The sequence below is a fragment of the Rhizobacter sp. P3_C12 genome (assembly GCF_056402735.1).
The window spans coordinates 1-24,551 of record NZ_JBFUGW010000035.1 but is presented as its reverse complement, the minus strand read 5'-3'; the positions used below and the strand labels follow the sequence as shown (position 1 = coordinate 24,551).

The window sequence follows — 24,551 nt, the reverse complement described above, 5'->3', positions numbered from 1 at the left end:
CGGACGGGCGGTGCCCGCAAAGGCGCGGGTGGGCAGGGTGTGGAGCGCCAATCAGGGCGTGGCGCCGGAGCTGGCTGGTTTCATGGCCCGCGTGCGCAGCACGCTTCGTGCACTGACTGTCGCCGACTGTCTGACCACAACGAACGAAGTGAGTGGCGGGAGTTTCGGCGACGGGCCATGAAACCAGTCAGCGCAGGGGAGTCATCGCCCCCGGGGCGATGACCGCCACGACCGGCGAGCCACACCCTGCCCACCCGCGCCTTTGCTCGCGCCGACAGATCGACCACTAACTACGCAAACGAAATGCGGCATCCCAGCCAAGCTCGCGCCGCACCTTGTCGCCGGTGATCTGCCAGCTGGGCTCGGCCACGTTGTAGATGCCAGGCGCTCCGCGATCGACCGCCAGCAGCGCCGCATACGCTGCCGCATCGACGTGCAGCGCAGAAGGCTTGCCCGCCGCCGTCTCGACCCCGGTGCCCGGCCCGTAGAAGTGGCCGTAACGCAGCACCACGCCCTCGAGCCCCGGCGATTGCGTCACCAGCCGCTCCAGCGTCGCCACGGCTTCCACCGTGTTGGCCCGCGCCCCTTCGGCCTTCAGGTCCAGCGGATCGCTCTCGGCATGCGGCTCGCGCCCCGCGGCGTACACCCACGCAATGCTCTGCGCCACCATCCGCTTCGCACCACAGGCGAGCGCCGCATCGACCAGGTTCTGCGTGCCCTCGATGCGCAGCCGCGCGTTGCGCACCAGCGCCTCGTCGCGCGTCGCCGCGTCGCTCAACAGCGCAAGATCCGTCAACTGGTGCACGATCACGTCAGGCTTCAGGCGCATCGCCGTCGCACGCACCGCAGCCGCATCGAACACGTCGAGCACGATCGGCTCGGCGCCCGCGGCCATGATCGACGCCGCCTTCGCCTGGCTGCGTGTCATGCCGAACACGTTGTAGCCACCGCCGACCAGCAGCGGAACGAGCCGGCGACCGACGACACCCGTCGCACCGGCGAGAAGAATCTTCTGAGCAGTCATGAACTCATTCCACACCAAAGCGGTAGCCCCACCGGCAGCAGGTGCTCTGCGTCGGTAGGACAATCGCAACCATGTTGAAGAACCTTGAAGCCATTTCGCAAGCAGCACCGTCGCGTGGCGACGTGTTGCTGTTTGCTGTGTAGTTCCAGGTCTTTCGCACCATCGGAAGGCCTTGCGCCTTCCGGTCCCCAAAACCCCGGTCGGCACTGCCCCCGGGGTTTTTGCTTTTCAGTCTGCACGTTACTGCCATGCGCACCTACGACAAGTTGATCGCCACGATTCAGGGCCGCCAAAGCACGGGAGGCTTGCGCTCGTCCTTTGGCGTGTCCATCGACAACACCTCAGCCATGCAAGTTACGGGCTAGCCCAGGCGGATCTTCGCCGGGGCCGGCCGAAACAGCCCCAGTTTGAAAGATTCGTCATGACCCGCAACAACAACACCCGGCTCCTTCGCAACATCGGCGTCATCGCCCACGTCGACGCCGGCAAGACCACCACCACCGAACGCATCCTGTTCTACACCGGCGCGAATCACCGCATCGGCGATGTGAACGATGGCAACACCGTGATGGACTACGACCCGCAGGAGCGGGCACGCGGCATCACCATCAACAGCGCGGCCACCACCGTGTTCTGGAACGGTGCGCAGATCAATGTCATCGACACGCCCGGACACATCGACTTCAACATCGAGGTGAACCGCTCGCTGCGCGTGCTCGACGGCGCGGTCGTCGTGTTCGACGGCGTCGCCGGCGTCGAACCGCAAACCGAGACCAACTGGCGCCTTGCCGACAAGTACCACGTGCCCCGCCTCGCCTTCATCAACAAGCTCGACCGAGTGGGTGCCGACTTCACCCGCGTCGTGCAGATGATGGAGTCGCGCCTGGGCGTGACCGCCCTGCCGCTGCAACTGCCGATCGGCGCCGAGGACTCGTTCCGCGGCGTCGTGGACCTGCTCGGCCGGCGCGCCCTCGTCTGGCCGGCCGCCGATGCCAGCCAGCCGCCGCTCGTCGAAGCCATCCCCGACGACCTGCAGGCGCAGGCGACGATTGCGCGCGCCCGCCTCGTCGAGGCCGTGGTCGAACGCGACGATGCGCTGCTGCAGGCCTGGCTGCAAGGCGAGGAACCCTCGGTCGAGCAACTGCGCGCGGGCCTGCGCGCCGGCACGCTGGCCGGTGCCTTCGTGCCGGTGCTGGCCGGCTCGGCGTTCCGCAACCGCGGCGTCGAGCCGCTGCTGGACGCCGTCGTCGACTACCTGCCGGCGCCGGGCGACGTCGCCACCGAAGGCCAACCCGAGTCGGATGCCGACGGCCCGCTCGCGGCCCTCGCGTTCAAGGTCGTCTCCGACGACCACGGCGCGATGGTCTTCGTGCGCGTCTACCGCGGCCGCCTGCGGCCGGGCGACAGCGTGCTCAATGCGAGCACCGGCCGCACCGAACGCGTGGCGCGGCTGTATGAAGTGCATGCCGACAAGCATGTGGAAGTCCCGGCCCTGCAGGCGGGAGACATCGGTGCGCTCGTGGGCCTGAAGGACACGACGACCGGCCACACGCTCGCCGACAAGCGCCACCCGGTCGTGCTGGAGAGCATCTCGATTCCGGAACCGGTGATCCACGTCGCGGTGGAGCCGCGCACGCAGGCCGACCAGCAGCAGCTCGGCAAGGCGCTGGGGGCGCTCGCCAAGGAAGACCCGAGCCTGCGCATCCGCCAGGACGCCGAATCCGGCCAGACCATCCTGTCCGGCATGGGCGAGCTGCAGCTCGAGGTGACGCTGGAGAAGCTGCGCACGCGCCATCACGTCGAGGTCACGGTGGGCCGGCCGCAGGTCGCCTACCGCGAGACGATCGCGCGCACGGTCGAGGTCAGCCACGTGCACAAGAAGCAGAGCGGCGGCCCCGGGCAGTTCGCCGGCGTCACGCTGCGCATCGCGCCGCTGGCGCGCGGCGAGGGCCTGCGCTTCGTCAACCAGGTGACGGGTGGCGCGATCCCGCGCGAGTTCATCCCGGGCGTCGAGTCCGGCGTGAAGCGCGCGGCCGAGACCGGCGTGCTGGCGGGCTACCCGGTGGTCGACCTCGAGGTGACGCTGCTCGACGGCAGCTTCCACGAGCGCGACTCATCGGTGCTGGCCTTCGAGCTGGCGGCGGTCGCGGCCTTCCGCGACGGCGTCGCGCGCGCGGCGCCGGTGGTGCTCGAGCCGGTGATGGCGGTGGAAGTCGTCACGCCGGCCGACTACCTCGGCGACAGCATCGGCGACCTGCACCGCCGGCGCGGCCACGTGCGCGCCCAGCATCCGCGCGGCAACGCGACGGCGCTGGAGGCGCATGTGCCGCTGAAGGAGATGTTCGGCTACATCGGCAGCCTGCGCGCGCTGTCGTCGGGCCGGGCGCAGTACTCGATGCACTTCGACCACTACGCCGAGGTGCCGCCGGTACTGCAGGCCGAGCTGCTGGCGGCCTAGGAGCCGAGCCCTCGCTCCAGCAGCGAGAGCGTGCGCCGGAACTCCCGGCGCACGCGGTACAGCTGGGCCGGCCGGTTGGCCCGGCCCAGCTCCAGCTCGCCGTCGATCGGCTCCAGCATCGCGAGCTCGTCCATCTTGCGGCGAAAGCTCACCTTGTTGACCGGCTCGCCGAGCACCGCCTCGTACACCGACTGCAGCTGCGGCAGCGTGAAGCGCTCGCCGCACAGGTGCACCGGCAGCGACGAGTACTGGCTCTTCACCCGCACCCGCGACACCGCCAGCTCGACGATGCGCCGGTGGTCGAACGGCAGCGCCGGCAGGCGGTCGGCCGGCAGCAGCCGCAGGTGCGCCGCATCCACCGGCAGCAGTTGGCGCGGCACCAGCGCGTAGTAGGCGATCGAGATCGACCAGCCCCGCGGATCGCGGGCCGCACCGGAAAGGGTCGCGAGCTGCTCCAGGTACGGGCTCGCGATGCCGGTCTTGTCGCGCAGCACGCGCACCGCGGCGTCCTCGGCATCCCGGTCTTCCTGCTGGTGCACGTAGCCGCCGGGCAGCGCCGGCATGCCGGCGAAAGGCTCGCGGTCGCGCACGTGCAGCACCACGTGCAGCGCGTCGTCGTGCAGCGTCAGCAGCACGACATCGACGGTGCAGATGACGGGCGGGAAGGTGTGTACAGCCATGCCGCGATGTTAGGGCCGCCCCCTCGTGACCTTAGTTAGTTGCAATGTTGATCTAACTCATCTAGAGTACGGTCACGTTCACGACGAAAGCCTGCGATGAACCCGCGAACCCAGCTCCTGATCATCGACCCGCAGAACGACTTCTGCGACCTCCCCGCCGCCTGGCGCCCTGCCGATCCGCTGACCGGCACGCCGATCGCGCCGGCGCTGCCGGTGGCCGGCGCCCACGCCGACATGCAGCGGCTGGCCGGCTTCATCCGTCAGGCCGGCGATGCGATCACCGGCATCACCGTGACGCTCGATTCCCACCACCACGTCGACATCGCCCATCCGACCTTCTGGCAGCAGCGCGATGGCAGCGCGGTCGGCCCGTTCACGCCGATCACCGCGCGCGAGGTGCGCGACGGCGCGTTCCGCCCGCGCGACGCCGCCGCGCTGCCCCGCACGCTGGCCTACCTCGACGAGCTGGAGGCGCGCGGGCGCTACACGCTGATGGTCTGGCCGGTGCACTGCGAGATCGGCAGCTGGGGCCACGGCATCCACGCCGACGTGCGCGCCGCCTGCAATGCCTGGGAGGAACGCCGGCTGGCCCAGGTCGAGATGGTGACGAAGGGCGAGAACCCGTGGACCGAGCACTACAGCGCGGTGCAGGCCGAGGTGCCCGATGCCGCGGACCCCGACACCCAGCTCAACCAGGCGCTGATCGACCGCCTGGACCGCGCCGACCTGCTGCTGATCGCCGGCGAGGCCGGCAGCCACTGCGTGAAAGCCACCACCGAGCACGTCGTCGACCACCTGCCCGGCGGCCGGCTGGAACGCGTCGTGCTGCTGACCGATTGCCTGAGCCCGGTCGGCGGTTTCGAGGCGCAGCAGCAAGGGTTTCTCGATGCGATGCGCGCCCGCGGTGTTCAACTCGCGACCAGCGGCGAGATCCTCCGTCGTCTCACCTGATCTGAAAGCCACCATGCCCCCTGTGATCCACAGCCTGCTGGAGACCGATCTCTACAAGTTCACGATGTGGCAGACCATGCTGCATTGGCACCCGCAGACGCAGGCCGAATACAGCTTCGTCTGCCGCAACACGCCGGCGTACCCGCTCGCCGAGCTGCTGGCCGACGTGAACCGCGAGCTCGACCACCTGTGCGCGCTGCGCTTCACCGAAGACGAGCTGGCCTATCTGGGCGCGCTGCGCTTCATCAAGTCGGATTTCGTCGACTTCCTGCGCATCTTCCAGTTCCAGCGCGTCTTCATCGCCGCGCGGGCGAACGGCGACACGCTGGAGATCATCGCGAGGGGCCCGCAGGTGCACGTGATGGCCTTCGAGATCTTCGTGCTGGCGATCGTCAACGAGCTGTACTTCCGCCGCTTCGACGCCGGCTCGGCGATTGCCGCCGGCCGCGACCGGCTGCAGGCCAAGATCGCGGTGCTGCGTGCCTTCGGCACCGAGCCGCCGCGCCGCAACCCGTTCGAGTTCTTCGATTTCGGCGTGCGCCGGCGCTACAGCGGCGCCTGGCAGCGCGAGGTGGTCACGACGCTGAAGGATGCATTGCCGCAGTACTTCCGCGGCAGCTCCAACGTGCTGCTCGCGAAGGAGCTCGGCCTGGTGCCGATCGGCACGATGGCGCACGAGTACCTGCAGACCTTCCAGGCGCTCGGCGTGCGGCTGCGCGATTCGCAGAAGGCGGCCCTCGAGGAGTGGGTGCAGGAGTACCGCGGCGACCTCGGCGTCGCGCTGACCGACGTGGTCGGCATGGACGCCTTCCTCGCCGACTTCGACCTCTACTTCGCGAAGCTGTTCGACGGGCTGCGCCACGACTCCGGCGACCCGGTCGCGTGGGGCGAGAAGGCGCTGGCCCACTACGCCAAGCTGCGCATCGACCCGCACACGAAGCGGCTGGTGTTCTCCGACGGCCTGACCATCGAGCGGGCGCTCGAGCTCTACCGCCACTTCGCCGACCGCACCCAGACCGGCTTCGGCATCGGCACCAGCCTGTCGAACGACGTGGGCCTGACGCCGCTGAACATCGTGATGAAGCTGACCCGCTGCAACGGCCAGCCGGTGGCCAAGCTGTCCGACAGCCCGGGCAAGACGCTGTGCGACGACCAGACCTTCCTCGCCTACCTGAAGCAGGTCTTCAACGTCCCCGCCTGAAGGAGCGCGCATGCTGAAGATCACGATCGCCCAGCTGAACCCGACCATCGGCGACATAGCCGGCAACGTCGCGAAGATGATCGCCGCGGCTCGCGAGGCGAGCACGCACGGCGCCGAACTGGTCGTCTTCACCGAACTCGGGCTGACCGGCTACTACCCGGCCGACCTGCTGGAGGAACCCGGCTTCCTGCAGCGCGTCGACGCCGGGCTCGACGCCCTGCTGCAGGCCTCGCGCGAACTGCCCGGCCTGCACTGGGTGGTCGGCGCGCCGCTGCGCCGCGACGGCCCCGGCAAGCGGCTGCACAACATGCTGCTGGTGCTGCATGCCGGCGCGATCGTGCTGCGCTACGCGAAGCAGCTGCTGCCCACCTACAACATCTTCGACGAGCGCCGCCACTTCGAGCCCGGGCCCGATGTCGCCAAGGTGCTGCGCATCGGCGACACGCAGGTCGGCATGATGATCTGCGAGGACGGCTGGAACGATGTCGCCGGCGACTACGCGGTGAACCCGTTCGAGCGCATGCGCGACGCCGCGCCCGACCTGGTGGTCTCGATCAACGCGAGCCCGTCGGAGATCGGCAAGCGCGAGCAGCGCCACCAGATCTTCGGCGACGCGAGCCGGCGCCATCGCCTGCCCATCCTCTACGCCAACCAGATCGGCGGGCACGACCAGCTGGTGTTCGACGGCGCGTCGTTCGCGACCGAGGCCGACGGCCGCGTGGTCTACGAGGCCCGCCGCTTCGTCGAGGACGTGACGACGCTGCGCTTCGAGCACGGCCGCTTCCTGACGCTCGCCGGCGACACGCCGCCGCCGGTGCCGGCCGCCGGCCTGCCGACGATGGCGTTCTACCAGGCGCAGATCGTGCTCGGCCTCACCGACTACGCGCGGCGCTGCGGCTTCCGGCAGGCGGTGGTCGGCTCGTCGGGCGGCATCGACAGCGCGCTGACGCTGGCGCTCGCCGCACAGGCCCTCGGGCCGCAGAACGTCAGCGCGGTCACGATGCCGTCGCACTACTCGTCGGCTGGGTCGGTGGACGACTCGGTCACGCTGTGCCGCAACCTCGGCATCGAGCTGTTCACGCACCCGATCGCCGAGCTGGTCACCGGCTACACGGCGCAGTTCGAGCGCAGCTTCGGCAAGCCGCTGCAAGGCCTGCCGCACGAGAACCTGCAGGCGCGCATCCGCGGCACCGCGCTGATGGCCTACTCCAACAGCTTCGGCCACCTGCTGCTGACCACCGGCAACAAGTCGGAGATCTCGGTCGGCTACTGCACGCTGTACGGCGACACCAACGGCGGCCTGGGGCTGATCGGCGACCTGTACAAGACGGAGGTGTTCGCGCTGTCGCGCCACGTCAACGAGGCCGCTGGCCGTGCGCTGATCCCGACCGCCATCATCGACAAGCCGCCGTCGGCCGAGCTCGCGCCGGGCCAGAAGGACACCGACAGCCTGCCGCCCTACGAGGTGCTCGACGAGGTGCTGAAGCTGCTGATCGAAGGCGATCGGCTGGCGCCGCGCGAGCGCGCCCCGTCGGCCGCCTTCGTCGCGCAACTGCAGCGCAGCGACGAGGGCCGGGCGCTGGTCGAGCGGGTGCGGCGCATGATCGCCCGCAACGAATACAAGCGGCGCCAGGCGCCCCCCATCATCCGCGTCCGCCCCCGTGCCTTCGGCAGCGGACGGCAGATGCCCATCGCAGCGCACATCCCATGAGAATCGTCCCGTCCCACCCCACCGCCGCGCAGGGCTTGCACCACGACACGGCCGTCTACATCGGCCGCTTCCAGCCGTTCCACAACGGGCACCTGGCGCTGCTGAACCAGGCGCTGGCGATCGCGCCGCGGGTCGTCGTCGTGATCGGCTCGGCCCACCAGGCGCGCTCGCCGAAGAACCCGTTCAGCTGGGAGGAGCGCGCCGAGATGATCCGGCTCGCGCTGCCGGAGGACGAACGCAGCCGCATCGAATTCCTGCCAGTGCGCGACTACTACGACGAGACGCGCTGGCTGAAGGCGGTGCACGAGGGCGTGCAGGCGCAGATCGCGAAGCGGGCCGATCCGCGGCTCGGCTCGATCGGGCTGGTCGGGCACTTCAAGGATGCGACCAGCGAGTACCTGCAGGGCTTCCCGGGCTGGCGGCTGCACAGCATCGAGCGCATCGCCGCGGCCGACGGCACGGCACTGCGCGATGCGTTCTTCGCCTGCGCGGCCGACGATGTCGACGCGACGCTCGCGGCGCTGGTCGGCCAGGCCCCGTCGACGACGCTCGGCTTCCTGCGCGCGTGGTCGCGGCTGCCGCTGTTCGCGGCGCTGACCGCCGAGTGGCACATGCTGAAGGCCTACCGGGCTTCGTGGTCCGCCGCGCCCTACCCGCCGGTCTTCGTCACCGTCGATTCGATCGTGCAATGCGCCGGCCACGTGCTGCTGGTGCGCCGCGGCCAGGCGCCGGGCAAGGGCCTGTACGCGGTGCCGGGCGGCTTCATCGAGCAGCGCGAGACCGCCTACCAGTCGGCGCTGCGCGAACTGCGCGAGGAGACCCAGCTGCACCTGCTCGACGCCAGCATGCGCCAGTGCCTGCGCGCCACCGCGGTGTTCGACCACCCGGACCGCAGCCAGCGCGGCCGCACGATCACGCACGCCCACCACTTCGACCTCGGCGGGCGCGAGCTGCCCGAGGTGGTGGCCGGCGACGACGCAGCCGCAGCGCTGTGGACGCCGATCGGCGAACTGCCCGCGCTCGAGGACCAGTTCCTCGACGACCACTTCCACATGCTGGACCATTTCCTGGGGCTGACACCGCGATGAGGGAAGAAGCCGCCCTGCTCGATCGCTACCGCGGCTGCCTGCTCGGGCTGGCCTGCGGCGACGCGGTCGGCACCACGCTGGAGTTCCGTCGCCGCGGCAGCTTCGAGCCGATCACCGACATGGTCGGCGGCGGCCCGTTCGGGCTGAAGGCCGGCGAATGGACCGACGACACCTCGATGGCACTGTGCCTGGCGACCAGCCTGGTCGAATGCCGCGGCTTCGATGCCGAGGACCAGATGAACCGCTACGTGAACTGGTGGCACCACGGCTACCTGAGCGCGACCGGCAGCTGCTTCGACATCGGCATCACCGTCTCGGGCGCACTGCAGCGCTACCTGGAAACACGCAACCCGATCGCCGGCTCCACCGACCCGAGGAGCGCCGGCAACGGCTCGCTGATGCGGCTCGCGCCGGCGGTGCTGTTCGGCCACCCGGACCAGCAGGCCGCGATCGACCTGGCACGCCGCAGCTCGGCCACCACGCATGCGGCCACCGAGGCGCTGGAATGCTGCGCGCTGTTCGCCGAGCTGCTGTGCCATGCGCTCGACGGCCACCCGAAGGACGCGATCCTCGCGAACCGGCTGGCCAGGCCGACGATGCCGAAGGTGCAGGCGATCGCGGCCCGCGAGTACCTGCACAAGCGCGAATCGCAGGTCACCGGCTCGGGCTACTGCGTCGCGTCGCTCGAAGCCGCGCTGTGGTGCTTCGCGCAGACCGACAGCTTCGAGTCGGCGGTGCTGCGCGCCGCCAACCTCGGTGACGACGCCGACACCACGGCCGCGATCGTCGGCCAGCTGGCCGGCGCGCACTACGGCAAGGCGGGCATCCCGGCGCGCTGGCTGGTGCGGCTGCACCAGCGCGCCGAGATCGAGGCGCTGGCGGACGCGCTGCGGCGCTGACCCGGCGTCACGCGCCGAGCGGCGTGACCGCGACGTGCCAATGGCCGTCTTGCCCATCGGTCACGATGCGCAGCGGCAGGAAGCGCTCGATCACCGCGAAGTTCGTCCGCGCGTGTTCCGTCAGCTCGGTGCAGCTGAAGCGCGCCGGCCGGCCGCTGCGCCACACCGCCAGCGCGAGCGGCAACACCCATTGGTCGGCCAGGTGCGGGCCGAGAGCGCCGCTGCCGGCCTGGTAGGCGCGCAGCTCCGCGGCGAGCGACAGCGCCACCTGCTCGGCGCTGCGGCCCCGCTCGCCGAAGCTGATCGCCAGCTCGGTGACGTGCTCGTGCGCGAGCGTCGCCATCAGCGCGTTGCCCGGGCCCTCGTTCTGGCGCAGCACCGGCACCTGCAACGCGTCGTCGGGCCAGCCGAACTCACGCTGCAGGATCGCGAGCTCGCGCGATGCCACGCTGCGCGGCACGGCCGCCGCCAGGGCTTCCGCATGGGCCGCGATCAGCGCACCGCGCTCCAGCAGGTCGTATGGCTGCAGTCCGCCGACGGCCGGCAGGATCTCGGCGACGAACTCGCCGCCGCCCGCCGGAAAGAAACCGTGGCGGCGCAATTGCAGCCGGCTGCCGGCGCCCAGGCGCTGCAGCAGCGGTGCATAGCAGCGCTCGATGAAGTGGAACGGCGGCGCCATCGGGTTGTGCGTGCCGCCGGCCAGCGTCAGCCGGCTCGTGCCATTCGCGAGCATCAGCGCCGGCCAGACGGTCTGCAGCACGAGCGTCGCGCTGCCGGCCGTGCCGACGCTGAAGACATGGTCGCCGGCGCACACCGTGCCGGGTTCGAAGACCAGCGACATCGAGCCGGCTTCGGCGCCCTGCACGCGCGCGCCGCTGACGGCCTGAGCCGCCTGCACGCAGGCCAGGTGCTGGCGCATCAGGCCGGGCTTGGGCCGGCGCGCACGGATGTTGTGCAGCGCAACGCCCTGGCCGGTGCACATCGCGAGCGCCAGCGCGCTGCGCAGGATCTGGCCGCCACCCTCCCCGGTGGCGCCGTCGAGTTCGATCATTTTCATTTCCTGTTTGTCATCGCTTCCTGCTTGCGCACCAACCCGGCCTGCGCAACGCTTCGGGCCTCTTCGACACGCGCCTGTTCGATGCGACGGCACGGCCGGCAGCGAACGGCCTGGCTGTAGATGTTGCCCTTCGCGACCTCGTACCACCACTTCTGCTGCTTGGCCGTCCAGACCTCGGCCTGGTTGCAATCGCGGCAACTGAACGCGCGGTCGACATAGAACAGCGGAAGCTGGCCATACGTGTTGTTGTGAAGCAGTTGCTCCGGATCGGCCGCCACCGCCCCCACGGGAAGGACGGACACCGGCGCGAAGCAATCGATGTTGCTTCGCACGGCACGCTGGATGCGCCGCGCCTTGATCTCGGCGCGGCGCTGCTTTCCGCTCTTCATCGCTCGCTCCTCCTCACCCCTTCACGCACACCACCTGCTTCAGCGTGTGCACGACCTCCACGAGGTCCTTCTGTGCTTCCATCACCGCGTCGATGTCCTTGTAGGCCATCGGAATCTCGTCGATGACATCCGCGTCCTTGCGGCACTCGACGCCCTCGGTCGCCTTCACGTGATCGGCCACGCTGAACAGCTTCTTCGCCTTCGTGCGGCTCATCACGCGGCCGGCGCCGTGGCTGCAGCTCTCGAAGCTCTCCGGGTTGCCCAGGCCGCGCACGATGAAGCTGCGCGCACCCATGCTGCCCGGAATGATCCCCAGCTGGCCGCGCTTCGCGCTGACCGCGCCCTTGCGGGTGACGAACACGTCCTCGCCGAAGTGGCGTTCCTGCTGCACATAGTTGTGGTGACAGTTGACGGCCTCGACGTGCGTCTCGAACGGCTTGGTGATCACCTGGCGCACGGTGGCGATCAGGTGGGTCATCATCACTTCGCGGTTGCGCGCCGCGAACTTCTGCGCCCAGCCGACACCGCGCACGTAGTCGCCGAAGTACTGCGCGCCTTCCTCGAAGTACGCCAGGTCCTGGTCGGGCAGGTTGCGCTGGTGCTGTTCGGCATCCTTCTTGGCCAGCTCGATGAAGTGCGTGCCGATCGCGTTGCCGACGCCGCGCGAACCGGAGTGCAGCATGAACCACACGGCGCCCTCTTCGTCGAGGCAGACCTCGATGAAGTGGTTGCCGCCGCCCAGCGTCCCCAGGTGCTTGCGGTTGTTGGTGTTCTTCAGGCGCGGATGCAGCTCGCACAAGGCATCGAACTCGTCGACGAGCGTCGCCCACACCTGGTCGACGGTCTCGGGCGGGTTCTCCCAGCTGCCCTGGTCGCGGCCGCGGTGGCGCGGCGTCGAGCCGTGCGGCACCGAACGCTCGATCGCCGAGCGCAGCGGGCCCAGGTTGTCCGGCAGGTCTTCGGCGCGCAGCGTGGTCTTGCAGGCCATCATCCCGCAGCCGATGTCGACGCCGACCGCGGCCGGGATGATCGCGCGCAGCGTCGGGATCACCGAGCCGACCGTGGCGCCGATGCCCAGGTGCACGTCGGGCATCGCCGCGACATGCTTGAAGACGATCGGCAGGCGCGCCGCGTTCGCGAGCTGCTTCTTCGCCTCGGCCTCGACGGGCACGCCGCGGGTCCACATCTTGACGGGCACGCCGCCTTCGATGGTTTCGGTGTCGTAGTTCGTGTTCATGTTCTTCTCGCTTGCTGATTCAAAGATTCAAAAGATGATGTCGTGCACCGACAAGAATCGGTGAAACGTTTCGCGCTCTATCCCCTGAGCTACGGTCCCCCTGATTCGGGACCGGCGGGACTCGAACCCGCGACCTCGAGCGTTGCAAGCTGTAGTTCCACCCGCATTCGATGCACGACATCAAAACCCCGGACCGGAAGCCCCCGCGTGGCGACAAACAATGGGGAGACGGAACAGTTTCAAGATGTAGTCCCACCCGGCATTCGCCACGCGACAGCTTTCAATCACTTCATTGCAATTCCAACGCGACCTTCTCGATCTCGCCGACCCAGTGCTGCGCACCCATCCGGCCTTCGGCAAACATCGCCAGCATCGAGAACACCGCATCGGAGAAGCCCCCGACGTTCATGATGTCCTCGCGCTCTGCCGCCTGCGTCGTCGCATGCGGCTGGATGTCGATGCACACCAGGCGTGCCTGCGGGTTGCGTTGCTTCAACAGCTCCCATTCGCGCAGGGTCTGCGTCGCGCCGCCCCGACGGGCGTCCACCCACGATTCGTTGTCCGACACCAGCACCACCAGGTCCACCTTCGCCTGCTCGGCATTCAGCAACGCGAGCGGCGCGCTGCAGTTCGTACCGCCGCCACCGATGCGGGCCAAGGCCTTCGCATTGGTCATCACCGAATCGCGGCCGTTCAGCGCGAGCTTCACGACCTTCTGCTCGAACGGCAACACGCGCGCCGTCGGCGTCTTGCGCAGGATCGCTGCCGACACCAGTGCTGCCACGTCGATGCAACGCACGGTGCTGGTGGCCGAACCACGGTGGCCCGTCACGGCCGAGCTCATCGAACCCGACACGTCGGGGCACACGACGACCCGGCCTTCGAGACGCGGCACGTTGGCCAACGCCACTTCCATCGCATCCTGCAACGCATCGCGCACCACCGCCGGAACAGCGTCGCCCGTCGCCATGAAGGCCGACATCAGCTGGTACGGCAGCACCCGCGCCTGCGACACCGCCTTCGGATCGCGCAGCTTCGCGGCAATCACATCGGCCATGCCGTCGAGCGCGAACACGCCATGCCGGGCAAAGGTGTTCAGGTTCTGACGCACCATCTGCCAGGAACCGGTTCGAGCCACCTTCGACCACTGCCGCGCATTCAACGACAGCGCCGTCAGCATCTGGAACGGCACGTCCGGCACCTCGGCAGCCTCGCCGCGGGCGACGGCCCGCTTGAAGCGCTCGAAGGCTTGCGTCAAGGGCGGCAACGCCGATTCATCGACGGGCTTGCCGATCAGCCACGCGAACCACGCGGCACGCCAGGCCTCTGCAGGCTTCGGATGGACCATCTTGACCACGTCAGCCAGCGAAGGCGTGTTGCCCACGGATGCGTTCAACAGCTGCTTCTCGCTGGCATTCAGCAACCAGTGTTGCACCAGCTTCTTCGGGCGCGTTCCGAGAGACTTGCGACCGACCGCACCGCTGCGGACGATCTGCACGAAGGCGCGCAGCATCTTGCCGTTGTCGACCACGCGGCCGAACACCTGGCCGAGCAACGCGACATCGCGTGCCGCCAACGATGCCGCCAGCAAAGCCGGCATGTCCTTCATGTGGGCGGCCTGGCGGGCATGAACCGCCGTCTTCGCGACGAACACGGCATCCACCTGCGCCGCCAGCGTCATCACGCGGCCCAGCTGCTCTTCGGCGCTCGCGTAGAACGTCTGGCCCAGGCAACCGGTGGCGGCCAGCTGCGCCAGTTGGTGACGCGGGCTCAATGCATAGGCCGGCGCCTGGTGATGGTTGGTCGTGTCCGCTGCAGGCAACAGCTTGCCCTTCAGCGTCTGGAACAGTTGGGTGTTGACCATGTGGGTTCTCCTCGCATTCAACTTGTGGCTGATCTATTGCAACGCATGTGCCAGATCAGGGTCCACGTCGATGACCATCTTCCAACCCTTTGATTTCAAAGGAATTTCCTCGATTTCTTGCTGCATTCTCCTGATGAGCACCAGCGTGCAGTTCCCGTACAGCTAGACTGAAAGCTAGTGAACTAGCGAAATGTCCATGTCCAAGCACACCGTCGTCATCGGCTTCCTCGGCACCCAGCTCGACGCCGGCCAGGGCGCCGGCCGCTGGGAGAAGTGGCGTCCGACGGTCTCGCTGGTGCAGCAGCCCGATGTCGTCGTGCACCGCATCGAGCTGATCCACACGCCGCGCCACCTCGGCCTTGCGCAGCAGGTGCAGCGCGACATCGCCTCGGTCTCGCCCGAGACGGTGGTCAACCTGACCCCGATGGACGTGGCCGACCCCTGGGATTTCGGCGAGATGTACGGCGCGCTCTACGACTGGGTGCGTGCCTACCCCTTCGACACCGAGCGCGAGCAGTACCGCGCCCACATCACCACCGGCACGCACGTCGCGCAGATCTGCATGTTCCTGATGGTCGAGTCGCGCTTCATCCCCGGCGTGCTGCTGCAGACCGCGCCGCCGAAGAAGCAGACGCACGACAACCCCGGCAGCCTGACGCTGATCGATCTCGACCTGTCGCGCTACGACGGGCTCGCCAAGCGCTTCCACCAGGCGCAGCAGGACGCGGTCGACTTCCTGAAGGACGGCATCGCGACCCGCAACCCCGCCTTCAACACGCTGATCGACGAGATCGAGCGCGTGGCCGTGCGCTCGCGCGCGCCGATCCTGCTGACCGGGCCGACCGGCGCCGGCAAGTCGCACCTCGCGCGGCGCATGTTCGAGCTGAAGAAGTCGCGCCACCAGGTGAGCGGCGAGTTCGTCGAGGTCAACTGCGCGACGCTGCACGGCGACGGCGCCGCCTCCACGCTGTTCGGCCACCGCAAGGGCGCCTTCACCGGCGCGGCCGCCGACCGTGCCGGCCTGCTGCGCAGCGCGCACGGCGGCGTGCTCTTCCTGGACGAGATCGGGGAGCTGGGCCTGGACGAGCAGGCGATGCTGCTGAAGGCGGTCGAGGAGAAACGCTTCTACCCGATGGGCAGCGACCGCGAGGTGGCCAGCGACTTCCAGCTGATGGTCGGCACCAACCGCGACCTGCGCATCGACGTGGCCGAGGGCCGCTTCCGCGAAGACCTGTACGCCCGCATCAACCTGTGGAGCTACGTGCTGCCCGGCCTCGCGCAGCGGCCGGAAGACATCGAGCCGAACGTCGAGCACCTGCTGGCCCGCGTGGCGGCCGAGAACGGCCGCGCGGTGCGCTTCAACGCCGAGGCCCGGCTGCAGTACCTGCGCTTCGCCCAGTCGCCCGAGGCGCTGTGGCGCGGCAACTTCCGCGACCTGTCGGCCAGCATCACGCGGCTGGCGACGCTGGCCGACGGCGGGCGCATCTCGTCGGCGCTGGTCGATGCCGAACTGCAGCGGCTGCGCTGGCTGTGGCAGCACCACGCGGGCGATGCGCCGGCGAGCGATGCCGTCGACCTCGATGCCTTGCTGGGCGACGCCGCGCAGGCACTCGACCTGTTCGACCGGCTGCAGCTGCAGGCCGTCGTGCAGCTGTGCCGCCGCTCGCGCACGCTGTCGGAGGCGGGGCGCCAGCTGTTCGACGTCTCGCGGCAGCAGCGCAGCGTCGTCAACGACGCCGACCGGCTGCGCAAGTACCTCGCGAAGCACGGCCTCAGTTGGGAGCGGGTGACAGCCTGATGCCGCGGCGGGGGAGTCGAACCCCCTGGCCCTGGCCGCGCGGCATCGCGCCATGCGGTATGTCGTTCAGGGCAGTGACCGTGGCATCCACTGCACTTCGGCTGTGTCCAAGCGCGAGCATCCCGTCGGATGTGGTGTCTCGCTGCACGGGGTCCGGGTCCGGACCGCGCACATCCCGCGCCGCCAACACCATTTCGTGCGGTCGCGGAGGGCAAGGGCACACCCGAAGTGGAGCGGGTGGCGCATTCAAGAACCAGGCTCGAAAAGCAGAAAGGCCCGGATCCATCGCGGAATCCGGGCCTCTGTGAACAGAGTCGAAGGGGGGCCTACGCCCTGCCTTCTCCCGGATGCCGTCGATCGTTGCCGTAACCCTTGCCCGCCCCCATGCCCATCGCCATGCAGATGCACTCGCCCGATGCGCGGGCGGCTTGCTGCAGGTGACGGGGAAGGTGGCGGCTGATCACGATGGGGTCCTCGGCTTCGTTGATTCGGTGCGCTTTTTCAAGCAAGGCGCGGATCGTAAAAACTCTTTACCGGTTCGTCAAGCATTACTTCACGGCATCCTTCAACTCGACCTTCACGAGGTTGTCCTCCGAGATCCGGTCGATGCGCTTGTTGTACGGGTCGACCCCGGCAAAGGCCGGCGCCTTGTCCACCACGAGGGCGATCGACTGCTTGCCGCTGCGCACCGGCCGGCGCTCGAAGTGCAGCACTACGTCCGCGCCGAAGCCCTCCTTGCCCGGCTCGGCGCTGAACACGCCGATGTCCACCGGCTCGTCGAGCGGCGCCTCGGTCTCTTGCCCCTTGCCGTCGGCGTAGAGCTTGCGCGCCTCGACCTCGAGCACCAGGTCGTAGCGGCCATCGGCGCGCTTCGTCGCGGTCGCGGCGGTCGCCTTCAGGTCGAGCAGCGTGATCTTCTCGAACAGGTCGGTGATCAGCGCATCGTGCTGCGGCCCGGCCTCGGCGCGCAGGATGCGCAGGAAATCGCGGCTGTTCGGGTACGGCGCGGCCTTGAAGGCATATTCCTTCAGCAACTTCGCGAGCGCCCGGTTCACGACCTCTTCGCCGACCACCTCCTTCAGCCAGTACATCGCGAGCGAGCCCTTCTGGTAGTGGATGTAGCCCTGGTTCTCGACGCGCGCCAGCGGCAGCTCCTCCACCACCTCGCCGCCGCGCTGGCGCAGGTAGCGGTCGAGCTCGTACTTCAGGAAGCGGCGGATCTGGTCGCGCCCGTACATCTTCTCCATCACCAGCAGCGCCGAGTACTGCGCCAGGCTCTCGACCAGCAGCTCGCCGCCCTGCTGCGAGCTCGGCACCAGCTGGTGGCCCCACCACTGGTGGCCGATCTCGTGCGCGGTCACGTAGGTCACCACGTCGATCTTCTGCGGGTCGGTCAGCCGCGAGATGAAGCCGATGTTCTCCGAGTACGGGATCGTGTTGGCGAACGACTGCGCGAAGTCGGCGTACGACGGGAACTCCAGGATGCGCGCCTGGCGGAACTGGTACGGCGAGAACTTCTCGCTGAAGAGCTCGAGCGACAGCTTCATCGCCTGCATCATCCGGTCGGTGTTGAACTCGTGTCCGGGCTGGTGGTAGACCGCCAGGTCGACCTCCTTCCAGCGGTCGCGCAGCACCGCATAGCGTGCCGACTGGATCGAGAAGAAGTGGTTGATCGGCGCGTCCGGCTTGAAGTGCGCGGTGCGCCGCCCGTTCGCCGTGGTGTCGCTGACGGTGTAGCCCGGGGCGATCGGCGTCTGGTCGGCGTCGGTCGTCACGGTGATGTCGGCATCGACCCAGTCGCTGTCCTTGCGGAAGCCGTTGTCGGCGCGCGCCGATTCATCTTCCAGCGTCGGCGGGCGCAGGTCCGGCGGCAGGCCGTGCTTGCGGCGCTTCGCGCGGTCGGTCAGCAGCCCGTTGCGCGACATGCCGATCGCCGGTGTGATCTCGGCGTTGTTGACGAAGCTGCCGTTGGCGACCAGGCGCGTCAGCGGCTGTGCGTTCGGGAAGCCGCGCTCTTCCAGCGTCGTTGCGAAGCGCAGCACCCGCGTCTCGTCCGGCTGCATCGCCGGCTCGAGCCGGTAGATGCGGTAATGCTCCTTCGCCCACTCGCGCTGCAGCGTCGCGCCGGGCAGCTCCACGCGGTCGAGCGTGGTGCGCTCGGGCCACAGCAGGTGCAGCGTGTCGACCGGCGCGCCGGTGCGGTTGCGCAGCACGTAGCTGCCGGTCGTCACCGCGCGCGCTTCGCGCGGGTACAGCTGCACGTCGAGCGTGACCGCGGTGATGCGCGGCTGCGGCAGCTTCTCGAAGGGCAGGAAGTCGCGCTCGTACTGCGCCAGCTGCGTGTCGCGCTGCGGCTGCGTCACGTAGGCGTTCAGCACGTTGGTGTTGTAGTAGATCCAGCCGCCGCTCGCGATCCACACCACCAGCCCGAGCGCCAGCAGCGCGCCGGCCCCGCCGTGCAGGTGGCGGCCCATGTGGGCCAGCCGCGGGCGCAGCGCCAGGTTCGCGCCGCGCCGCCACAGCGCATGCGACAGCACCGCCAGCACCAGCGCGAAGCCGCCCCAGTAGACCTCGAACCAGGCCTGCGCGATCCAGAAGCGGCCCAGGCCGTTCATGTCCGACAGCGGCACCCGCGGCGTGCTGCCGTAGTTGTAGAGGTTGTGCTCGAAGCCCGCCGCCGCCAGCGCGACCGACGCGACGATGTACAGCAGCATCACGCCCCAGCCGATGAACTTCTGCGGCACCAGCACCTGGACGAACACCGCGAGCACCGCCAGCAGCAGCGCGCCGACGGTCATCGGCAGCACGAACCACAGCAGGTAGGCCACGGGCTCGAAGCGGGTGTAGCCCTTCAAGGCCTGCACCAGCATGCCGGTCAGCATGGCGACCAGCGCCGTGGCCGTCAGCACCAGCGCGATCGCGACGATCTTCGGCAGCAGGTGCGCCCAGTCGGGTGCGGCGGTCGCGTCGACGATCTCGTGCATGCGGCGCTCGCGGTCGCGCCACACCAGCTCGCCCGCATAGAAGATCGCGATGATGATCGGCATCAGCGTGAACGCACCGTCCAGCGTCTGCACCATCAGCCGCGTCACCGGGTACGAGCCGCTGCCGTACCACTCGCCGCTGAACCACAGCGAGCCGCCGGCGTTCAGCACCCCGATGCCCAGCAGCACGAAGAACGCCGGGCTGCGGAACACGAAGGCCATGTCGAAGCGGGCGAGCCGCCACAGCTGGGCGCGGCGCGTCGGCGCATCGGCCCGTGCGGCGGGCAGCGCGCCGATCGCGGTCGGCCGCGTGGCCGGCTCGGCGGCAGCGGCCTTCGCCTTCTTCGACGCCTTCTTCGACACGGTCGCCACCGGCGCGCGCTGCTCGAAGCGGAACCGCCAGCACGCCAGCGCGAACACCGCAAGTGCGATGCCGGACCACAGCAGGCGGTTCGCGAGCATCGGCCCGGTCATCGCCGGCAGCAGCGTGTTGCGCTCGGCGGCCGTCCAGTACTTGGTGACGATGCCGAGCGCCGACAGGCCGAACGGGTCGAGCAGCGCCGCGATGCTGTCGTACTGCGGGTTGCGCAGCAGGCCGCGCATCACGAAGTACAGCACCAGCATCGCGATTGCGCAGACGTAGGTCCACATCATCGAGCGCGTCGCGGTGGCGGCGGCGAAGAACACCGCCGACACGATCAGCAGCGTCGGCAGCCCGAACGCGAACAGCGCGTACAGGTAGTGCGCGAGGTGGAACGCGCCGACCTTCTCGGCATCGACCCACGGCATCGCGACGCCGACCAGGATGCCGAGCGGGATCGAGGCCAGCACCCCCAGCGCGACCAGGTTGGCGCCGAGGAAGCGGCCCACCAGGTAGGCCCCCTTGCCGAGCCGCGTCGAGCGGATGATCGGCGCGAAGCCGGTCTCGTCGTCGCGGATCACGACGTTGGACACCATCGCGACGATGACGAACACCGCGAACAGGCTCATGATCGCGAGCGTCTGCAGGATCGCGAACGGCGAGTTCAGGTGCACGTTGCCACGGCTGCCGATCTGGATCGTGTCGACCGTGACCGAGCCGAAGGTCAGCAGGAAGAACATCAGGCAGCCGACCCAGAACACCGGGCTCTTCAGCTGGTAGCGCGCCTCGAAGCGCGCGACGTGCATCAGCATGCTGCCGCTCATGCCTCGGCCCCTGCCACGACCCCGGCCGAGGCGCTGCGGTGCTGGTGCAGCGTCGAGAAGTACACATCCTCCAGCCCCGCCTCCACCGGCGCGAAGCCCGGCGCCGGCGCGTCGTCGGCCAGCACGTGCACGACCGGCCGGCCGCCGCGCAGCCGGGTCGCGATCACGTCCATGCGGCTGCGCGCGTCGGCGAGCTCCTCCTTGGCGACCTCGCCCTGCCAGACGCGGCCCGCCATTTCGGCGATCAGCAGCTGCGGCGTGCCGGTGCGCACGATGCGCCCACCGACCAGGATCGCCATCCGTGGGCACAGATCGGTCACGTCGTCGACGATGTGCGTCGACAGGATCACGACCACGTTCTCGCCGATCTCGGCCAGCAGGTTGTTGAAGCGGTTGCGCTCCTCCGGGTCGAGCCCGGCGGTCGGCTCGTCGACGATGATCAGCCGCGGGTTCCCGATCAGCGCCTGCGCGATGCCGAAGCGCTGGCGCATGCCGCCGGAGAAGCCGGCGATCGCCTTCTTGCGCACGTCCCACAGGTTGACCTGCTGCAGCAGCGAGTCGACCGTCTCGCGCCGCTCGCCGCGCCCGGCCACGCCCTTCAGCACGGCCAGGTGGTCCAGCATGTCCCAGGCCGACACGCGCGGGTAGACGCCGAAATCCTGCGGCAGGTAGCCCAGCACCGCGCGCAGCCGCGCCGGTTCGGCCAGCACGTCGATGCCGTCGAACGCGATGCGGCCCGCGCTCGGCTGCTGCAGCGTCGCGAGGCAGCGCATCAGCGAGGACTTGCCGGCGCCGTTCGGCCCGAGCAGGCCGAACATGCCGCGCGGGATGTCGAGCGTCACGTCATCGAGGGCGCGGGTGCCGTTGGCATAGGTGTGCGACAGCTGGGCGATGGTCAGCATGCAGGATCTCCGTGGGGAGGTTGGGGAAACGAGGGACGAACGGGGGACTCTACGGACGGCGCGACGAAACGCCATCGCGGTGCGACAGGCCGCACGGCGGGGCGGACAGGCCGTGCAGCGGACGGAGCGGACGGATCAGAACGTCTTCACGCCGTTGACCGGCAGCAGCACCGACAGCAGCGAGCTGGTCGCGCACAGGAACAGCCGGTTGCGCTTCGGCCCGCCGAACACGACGTTGGCGACGCGCTCGGCCGTCTTCACCTTGCCGAGCAGCGTGCCGTCGGGCGCGAGGCAGTGCACGCCGTCCGCTGCGCCGCACCACAGCCGGCCGGCCTCGTCGACGCGGAAACCGTCGAACAGTCCGGCGCTGCAGGTGGCGAACACCTCGCCGCCCGCGAGCCCGCCGCGCGCCGTGACGTCGAACACGCGGATGTGGCGCGGGCCGCCCGGCTGGTGGGTCACGCCGCTGTCGACGATGTAGAGCTTCGATTCATCGGGCGAGAACGCGAGGCCGTTGGGCCGCACGAAGTCGTCGGCGACGCGCACGCATTCGCCGCTGCGCGGGTCGAGCCGGTAGACGTGACAGCCGCCGGTCTCGCTCTCGCCGCGGTGGCCTTCGTAGTCCGAATCGATGCCGTAGGCCGGGTCGGTGAACCAGATGGAATCGTCCGACTTCACGACCAGGTCGTTCGGGCTGTTCAGCCGCCGGCCCTGCACCCGGTCGACCAGCGTCGTGACGCGGCCGTCGTGCTCGGTGCGGGTGACGCTGCGCGAGCCGTGCTCGCAGGTGACGAGCCGGCCCTGGCGGTCGAGCGTGTTGCCGTTCGCGAAGTTCGACGGCGCGCGGAACACGCTGACGCGGCCGTCGGTCTCGTCCCAGCGCAGCATCCGGTCGTTCGGGATGTCGCTCCACAGCAGGTAGCGCCCGGCCGGCACGTAGACCGGCCCCTCGGCCCAGCGCAGGCCCTGGTGCAGTGTGTCGACGCGCGCGCTGGTGCGCACGCAAGCGCGGAATCGCTCGTCGAGGATCTCGAAGTCGGTCTCGGCCATGGTCTGCTCCCGGCAGCGCCGGCTGCCGGCCCCGACTGTAAGGCGATCAGGCCGACTCGACCAAGCGCAACGACTCCTGCAGCGCCGCCAGCGCCGGCGGCACCTCGCCGGCGCGCCACACCAGCGGCGTGACCCGCTCGCCATGCACCTTCGGCAGCGGATGCCACAGCACCGGCGGGCTGCGCAGCGTCGCGAGCACCGCCTGCGGCACCAGCGCGATGCCGGTGCCGGCCGCCACGCAGGCGACGATCGCGTGGTACGAGCTCAGTTCGAGGATGCGCATCGATGCGATGCGCCGGTCGCCGAGCCAGCGCATCAGCACGCGGCGGTAGGCGCAGCCGTCGGGGAAGCTGATCACCGAGTCGTCCTGCACGTCCTGCGCCCGCACGATCGGCGCATGCGAGGCGGCCGAGATGACGCCCAGCCGCTCGCGGAACAGCGGCATCGTCGCGAGCGCGCGGTCGGCCGGCGCCTCGACGATGAAGGCGGCATCGATGCGGCGCGCCACCAGCGCCGCCAGCAGCGCATCGTTGGTGCCGGTGCTCAGCTCGACCCGCACCTCCGGGTAGCGCCGGTGGTAGGCCGCCAGCACGGCAGGCAGCCGGCTCGCGGTGGTGCTCTCGAGGGCGCCGATGCGAAGCACGCCACTCGGCGCGCCGCCGACCACCGCCTGGCGCGCCTCGTCCGACAGGCTCAGCAGGCGATCGGCGTACTCGAGCAGCACCTGCCCGCGCGGCGACAGGTGCAGGCGCTGCCGGTCGCGGTGGAACAGCTCGGCGCCGAGCGAGGCTTCGAGCTGCTGGATGCGCGTCGTCACGCTGGACGGCACGCGGTGCAGCTTGCGCGCCGCCTTCAGGATGCCGCCTTCGTGCACCACCGTCCGGAAGATGGCGAGGGATTCGAGGTCCATGCCGCGATGCTGCCACGCCGGCGCCCGCCCTGTTCGCCTTTCCAGAACAAGTCGTTCGGAATAATTCAATATCGCGGAACAGGCGCCGTGACTAGCATGCAGGCATGCCGAACCCGACCGCCTCCTCCCGCCGCGCCGTCCAGGCCGCGCTGATCGGCGCGCTGTGCCTGGCCAGCGGGATGGGCATCGGCCGCTTCGCATTCACGCCGCTGCTGCCGCTGATGCAGGACGCCGGGCTGTCGCTGCCGCACGGGGCCTGGCTCGCGAGCATCAACTATGCGGGCTACCTGGTCGGCGCGCTGCTGTGCGCGGCCTGGCCGCTGCCGGCCGGYGTGGTCGGGCGGGCCGGGCTGCTCGCCACCGCGCTGGCCACGCTCGCGATGGGCMTGGGCGACGACTACCGCGCCTGGCTGCTGTGGCGCGGGCTGGCCGGGGTCGCGAGCGCGTGGGTGCTGGTCGGGGCGTCGTCGTGGGCGCTGGCGGAGCTGGCGCGCCGCCAGCGCAGCGCCTGGTCCGGCTGGGTCTTCGTCGGGGTCGGCAGCGGGATGATGCTGGCCGGCGCGCTGGGCCTGGTCGCCGGGGTGCGAGGCTGGTCGGCCGCCACCGGCTGGCAGCTGCTGGGCGGGCTCGCGGCCGCGGCGGCGCTCGTCGCGTGGCGACCGTTGGGGGATGCAGCCCGGCCTGCAGCCGCGCCCCGGGCCGCTGCGCCCGCCGGCGTCTTCACGCGCGACGCCTGGATCCTGATCGCCTGCTACGGCCTGTTCGGCTACGGCTACATCATCCCGGCGACCTTCCTGCCGGCGCTCGGCCGGCAGCTGTTCCCGGATCCGCAGGTGTTCGGCTGGGCCTGGCCGCTGTTCGGGCTGGCCGGCGCCGTCTCGACGCTGGTGGCGATGCGCTGGTTCACGCCGGTCGCCCCGCGCCGCGTGTTCGGCTGGGGCCTGGTGCTGATGGCGGTGGGCGTGGCGGCGCCGGCGCTGGCGCCCGGGCTGGGCGCACTGCTGGTGTGCGCCGCCTGCGTCGGCGGCACCTTCATGGTGGTCACGATGGCCGGCTTCCAGGAGGCGCGCCGCGTGGCCGGCGACGGCTCCGCGCGGCTGGTCGCGACGATGACGGCGGCCTTCGCGCTCGGCCAGCTGGTCGGGCCGCTGACGGTGCCGGCC

At 69.6% G+C, this 24,551-nt stretch carries 19 protein-coding genes; 8 read left to right on the top strand and 11 right to left on the bottom strand.

Annotation, left to right across the window (positions count from 1 at the left end; genetic code table 11):
• Positions 1-286: 286 nt before the first annotated feature.
• On the bottom strand, positions 287-1,024 hold the full coding sequence (locus AC1DXV_RS08490) for an NAD-dependent epimerase/dehydratase family protein (protein WP_477865502.1): 738 nt from the start codon (positions 1,022-1,024) through the stop codon (positions 287-289).
• A gap of 421 nt (positions 1,025-1,445) precedes the next feature.
• Between AC1DXV_RS08490 and fusA the strand changes: the two genes are divergently transcribed.
• Positions 1,446-3,482 carry an elongation factor G gene (gene fusA / locus AC1DXV_RS08485; protein ID WP_477865501.1) on the top strand — a complete coding sequence of 679 codons (2,037 nt, stop codon included), beginning with the start codon at positions 1,446-1,448 and terminating at the stop codon, positions 3,480-3,482.
• On the opposite strand, the gene AC1DXV_RS08480 is transcribed toward fusA, so the two are convergent.
• A complete protein-coding gene (locus tag AC1DXV_RS08480) occupies positions 3,479-4,162 on the bottom strand; it encodes an NUDIX hydrolase (protein ID WP_477865500.1) in 684 nt (227 codons plus the stop codon). The two genes, fusA and AC1DXV_RS08480, sit on opposite strands and share 4 nt — an antisense overlap.
• Positions 4,163-4,258: 96 nt before the next feature.
• On the opposite strand from AC1DXV_RS08480, the gene AC1DXV_RS08475 reads away from it, so the two are divergent.
• The 5 genes from AC1DXV_RS08475 to AC1DXV_RS08455 are packed head-to-tail and all read left to right on the top strand — an operon-like array spanning position 4,259 to position 10,012.
• Positions 4,259-5,113 (top strand): cysteine hydrolase family protein, encoded by an 855-nt coding sequence (locus tag AC1DXV_RS08475; RefSeq protein WP_477865499.1) that lies wholly within the window; start codon positions 4,259-4,261, stop codon positions 5,111-5,113.
• Between the two features lie 13 nt (positions 5,114-5,126).
• Complete coding sequence (gene pncB, locus AC1DXV_RS08470) at positions 5,127-6,314, top strand: nicotinate phosphoribosyltransferase (RefSeq protein WP_477865498.1); 1,188 nt, start codon at positions 5,127-5,129, stop codon at positions 6,312-6,314.
• A gap of 10 nt (positions 6,315-6,324) precedes the next feature.
• The gene (locus tag AC1DXV_RS08465; protein WP_477933195.1) at positions 6,325-8,025 is read left to right on the top strand and encodes an NAD+ synthase; all 1,701 of its coding nucleotides are present in this window, start codon (positions 6,325-6,327) and stop codon (positions 8,023-8,025) included.
• Positions 8,022-9,113 carry a bifunctional nicotinamide-nucleotide adenylyltransferase/Nudix hydroxylase gene (locus tag AC1DXV_RS08460; protein ID WP_477865496.1) on the top strand — a complete coding sequence of 364 codons (1,092 nt, stop codon included), beginning with the start codon at positions 8,022-8,024 and terminating at the stop codon, positions 9,111-9,113. Before AC1DXV_RS08465 ends, AC1DXV_RS08460 begins: the two co-directional genes overlap by 4 nt.
• Positions 9,110-10,012 carry an ADP-ribosylglycohydrolase family protein gene (locus AC1DXV_RS08455; protein ID WP_477865495.1) on the top strand — a complete coding sequence of 301 codons (903 nt, stop codon included), beginning with the start codon at positions 9,110-9,112 and terminating at the stop codon, positions 10,010-10,012. Before AC1DXV_RS08460 ends, AC1DXV_RS08455 begins: the two co-directional genes overlap by 4 nt.
• Before the next feature lie 7 nt (positions 10,013-10,019).
• Here the strand turns inward: AC1DXV_RS08455 and rtcA are convergent, their stop codons facing one another.
• The 4 genes from rtcA to AC1DXV_RS08435 form a co-directional block, all read right to left on the bottom strand.
• Positions 10,020-11,063 carry an RNA 3'-terminal phosphate cyclase gene (gene rtcA, locus AC1DXV_RS08450; protein WP_477933193.1) on the bottom strand — a complete coding sequence of 348 codons (1,044 nt, stop codon included), beginning with the start codon at positions 11,061-11,063 and terminating at the stop codon, positions 10,020-10,022.
• 2 nt (positions 11,064-11,065) lie between these two features.
• Positions 11,066-11,458 carry a zinc-ribbon domain containing protein gene (locus tag AC1DXV_RS08445; protein ID WP_477865493.1) on the bottom strand — a complete coding sequence of 131 codons (393 nt, stop codon included), beginning with the start codon at positions 11,456-11,458 and terminating at the stop codon, positions 11,066-11,068.
• 13 nt (positions 11,459-11,471) lie between these two features.
• Positions 11,472-12,695 (bottom strand): RtcB family protein, encoded by a 1,224-nt coding sequence (locus AC1DXV_RS08440; RefSeq protein WP_477933191.1) that lies wholly within the window; start codon positions 12,693-12,695, stop codon positions 11,472-11,474.
• Between the two features lie 289 nt (positions 12,696-12,984).
• Positions 12,985-14,559, bottom strand: a complete 1,575-nt coding sequence (locus AC1DXV_RS08435) for a vWA domain-containing protein (RefSeq protein WP_477867866.1) — start codon at positions 14,557-14,559, stop codon at positions 12,985-12,987.
• A 196-nt stretch (positions 14,560-14,755) separates the two neighbouring features.
• Between AC1DXV_RS08435 and rtcR the strand changes: the two genes are divergently transcribed.
• Positions 14,756-16,357 carry an RNA repair transcriptional activator RtcR gene (rtcR, locus tag AC1DXV_RS08430; RefSeq protein ID WP_477867868.1) on the top strand — a complete coding sequence of 534 codons (1,602 nt, stop codon included), beginning with the start codon at positions 14,756-14,758 and terminating at the stop codon, positions 16,355-16,357.
• 326 nt (positions 16,358-16,683) lie between these two features.
• Here rtcR and AC1DXV_RS08425 read toward each other — a convergent pair whose 3' ends face one another.
• From AC1DXV_RS08425 to AC1DXV_RS08405, 5 genes are all read right to left on the bottom strand, one after another.
• Positions 16,684-16,866, bottom strand: coding sequence for a hypothetical protein (locus AC1DXV_RS08425; protein WP_477867870.1), 183 nt, complete (start codon positions 16,864-16,866; stop codon positions 16,684-16,686).
• 39 nt (positions 16,867-16,905) lie between these two features.
• Positions 16,906-20,526 (bottom strand): ABC transporter permease/M1 family aminopeptidase, encoded by a 3,621-nt coding sequence (locus AC1DXV_RS08420; RefSeq protein ID WP_477933189.1) that lies wholly within the window; start codon positions 20,524-20,526, stop codon positions 16,906-16,908.
• Positions 20,523-21,428, bottom strand: a complete 906-nt coding sequence (locus tag AC1DXV_RS08415; RefSeq protein ID WP_477870368.1) for an ABC transporter ATP-binding protein — start codon at positions 21,426-21,428, stop codon at positions 20,523-20,525. The genes AC1DXV_RS08420 and AC1DXV_RS08415 overlap by 4 nt, the downstream gene beginning before the upstream one ends.
• A gap of 135 nt (positions 21,429-21,563) precedes the next feature.
• Positions 21,564-22,478: an SMP-30/gluconolactonase/LRE family protein gene (locus tag AC1DXV_RS08410; protein WP_477870370.1), complete on the bottom strand. Its 915-nt coding sequence runs from the start codon at positions 22,476-22,478 to the stop codon at positions 21,564-21,566.
• Positions 22,479-22,524: 46 nt separating this feature from the next.
• Complete coding sequence (locus AC1DXV_RS08405) at positions 22,525-23,388, bottom strand: LysR substrate-binding domain-containing protein (protein ID WP_477870372.1); 864 nt, start codon at positions 23,386-23,388, stop codon at positions 22,525-22,527.
• Positions 23,389-23,492: 104 nt separating this feature from the next.
• Here AC1DXV_RS08405 and AC1DXV_RS08400 point away from each other — a divergent pair.
• Positions 23,493-24,551 (top strand): YbfB/YjiJ family MFS transporter (locus tag AC1DXV_RS08400; RefSeq protein WP_477933187.1); only part of this gene is annotated, 1,059 nt, incomplete at its 3' end.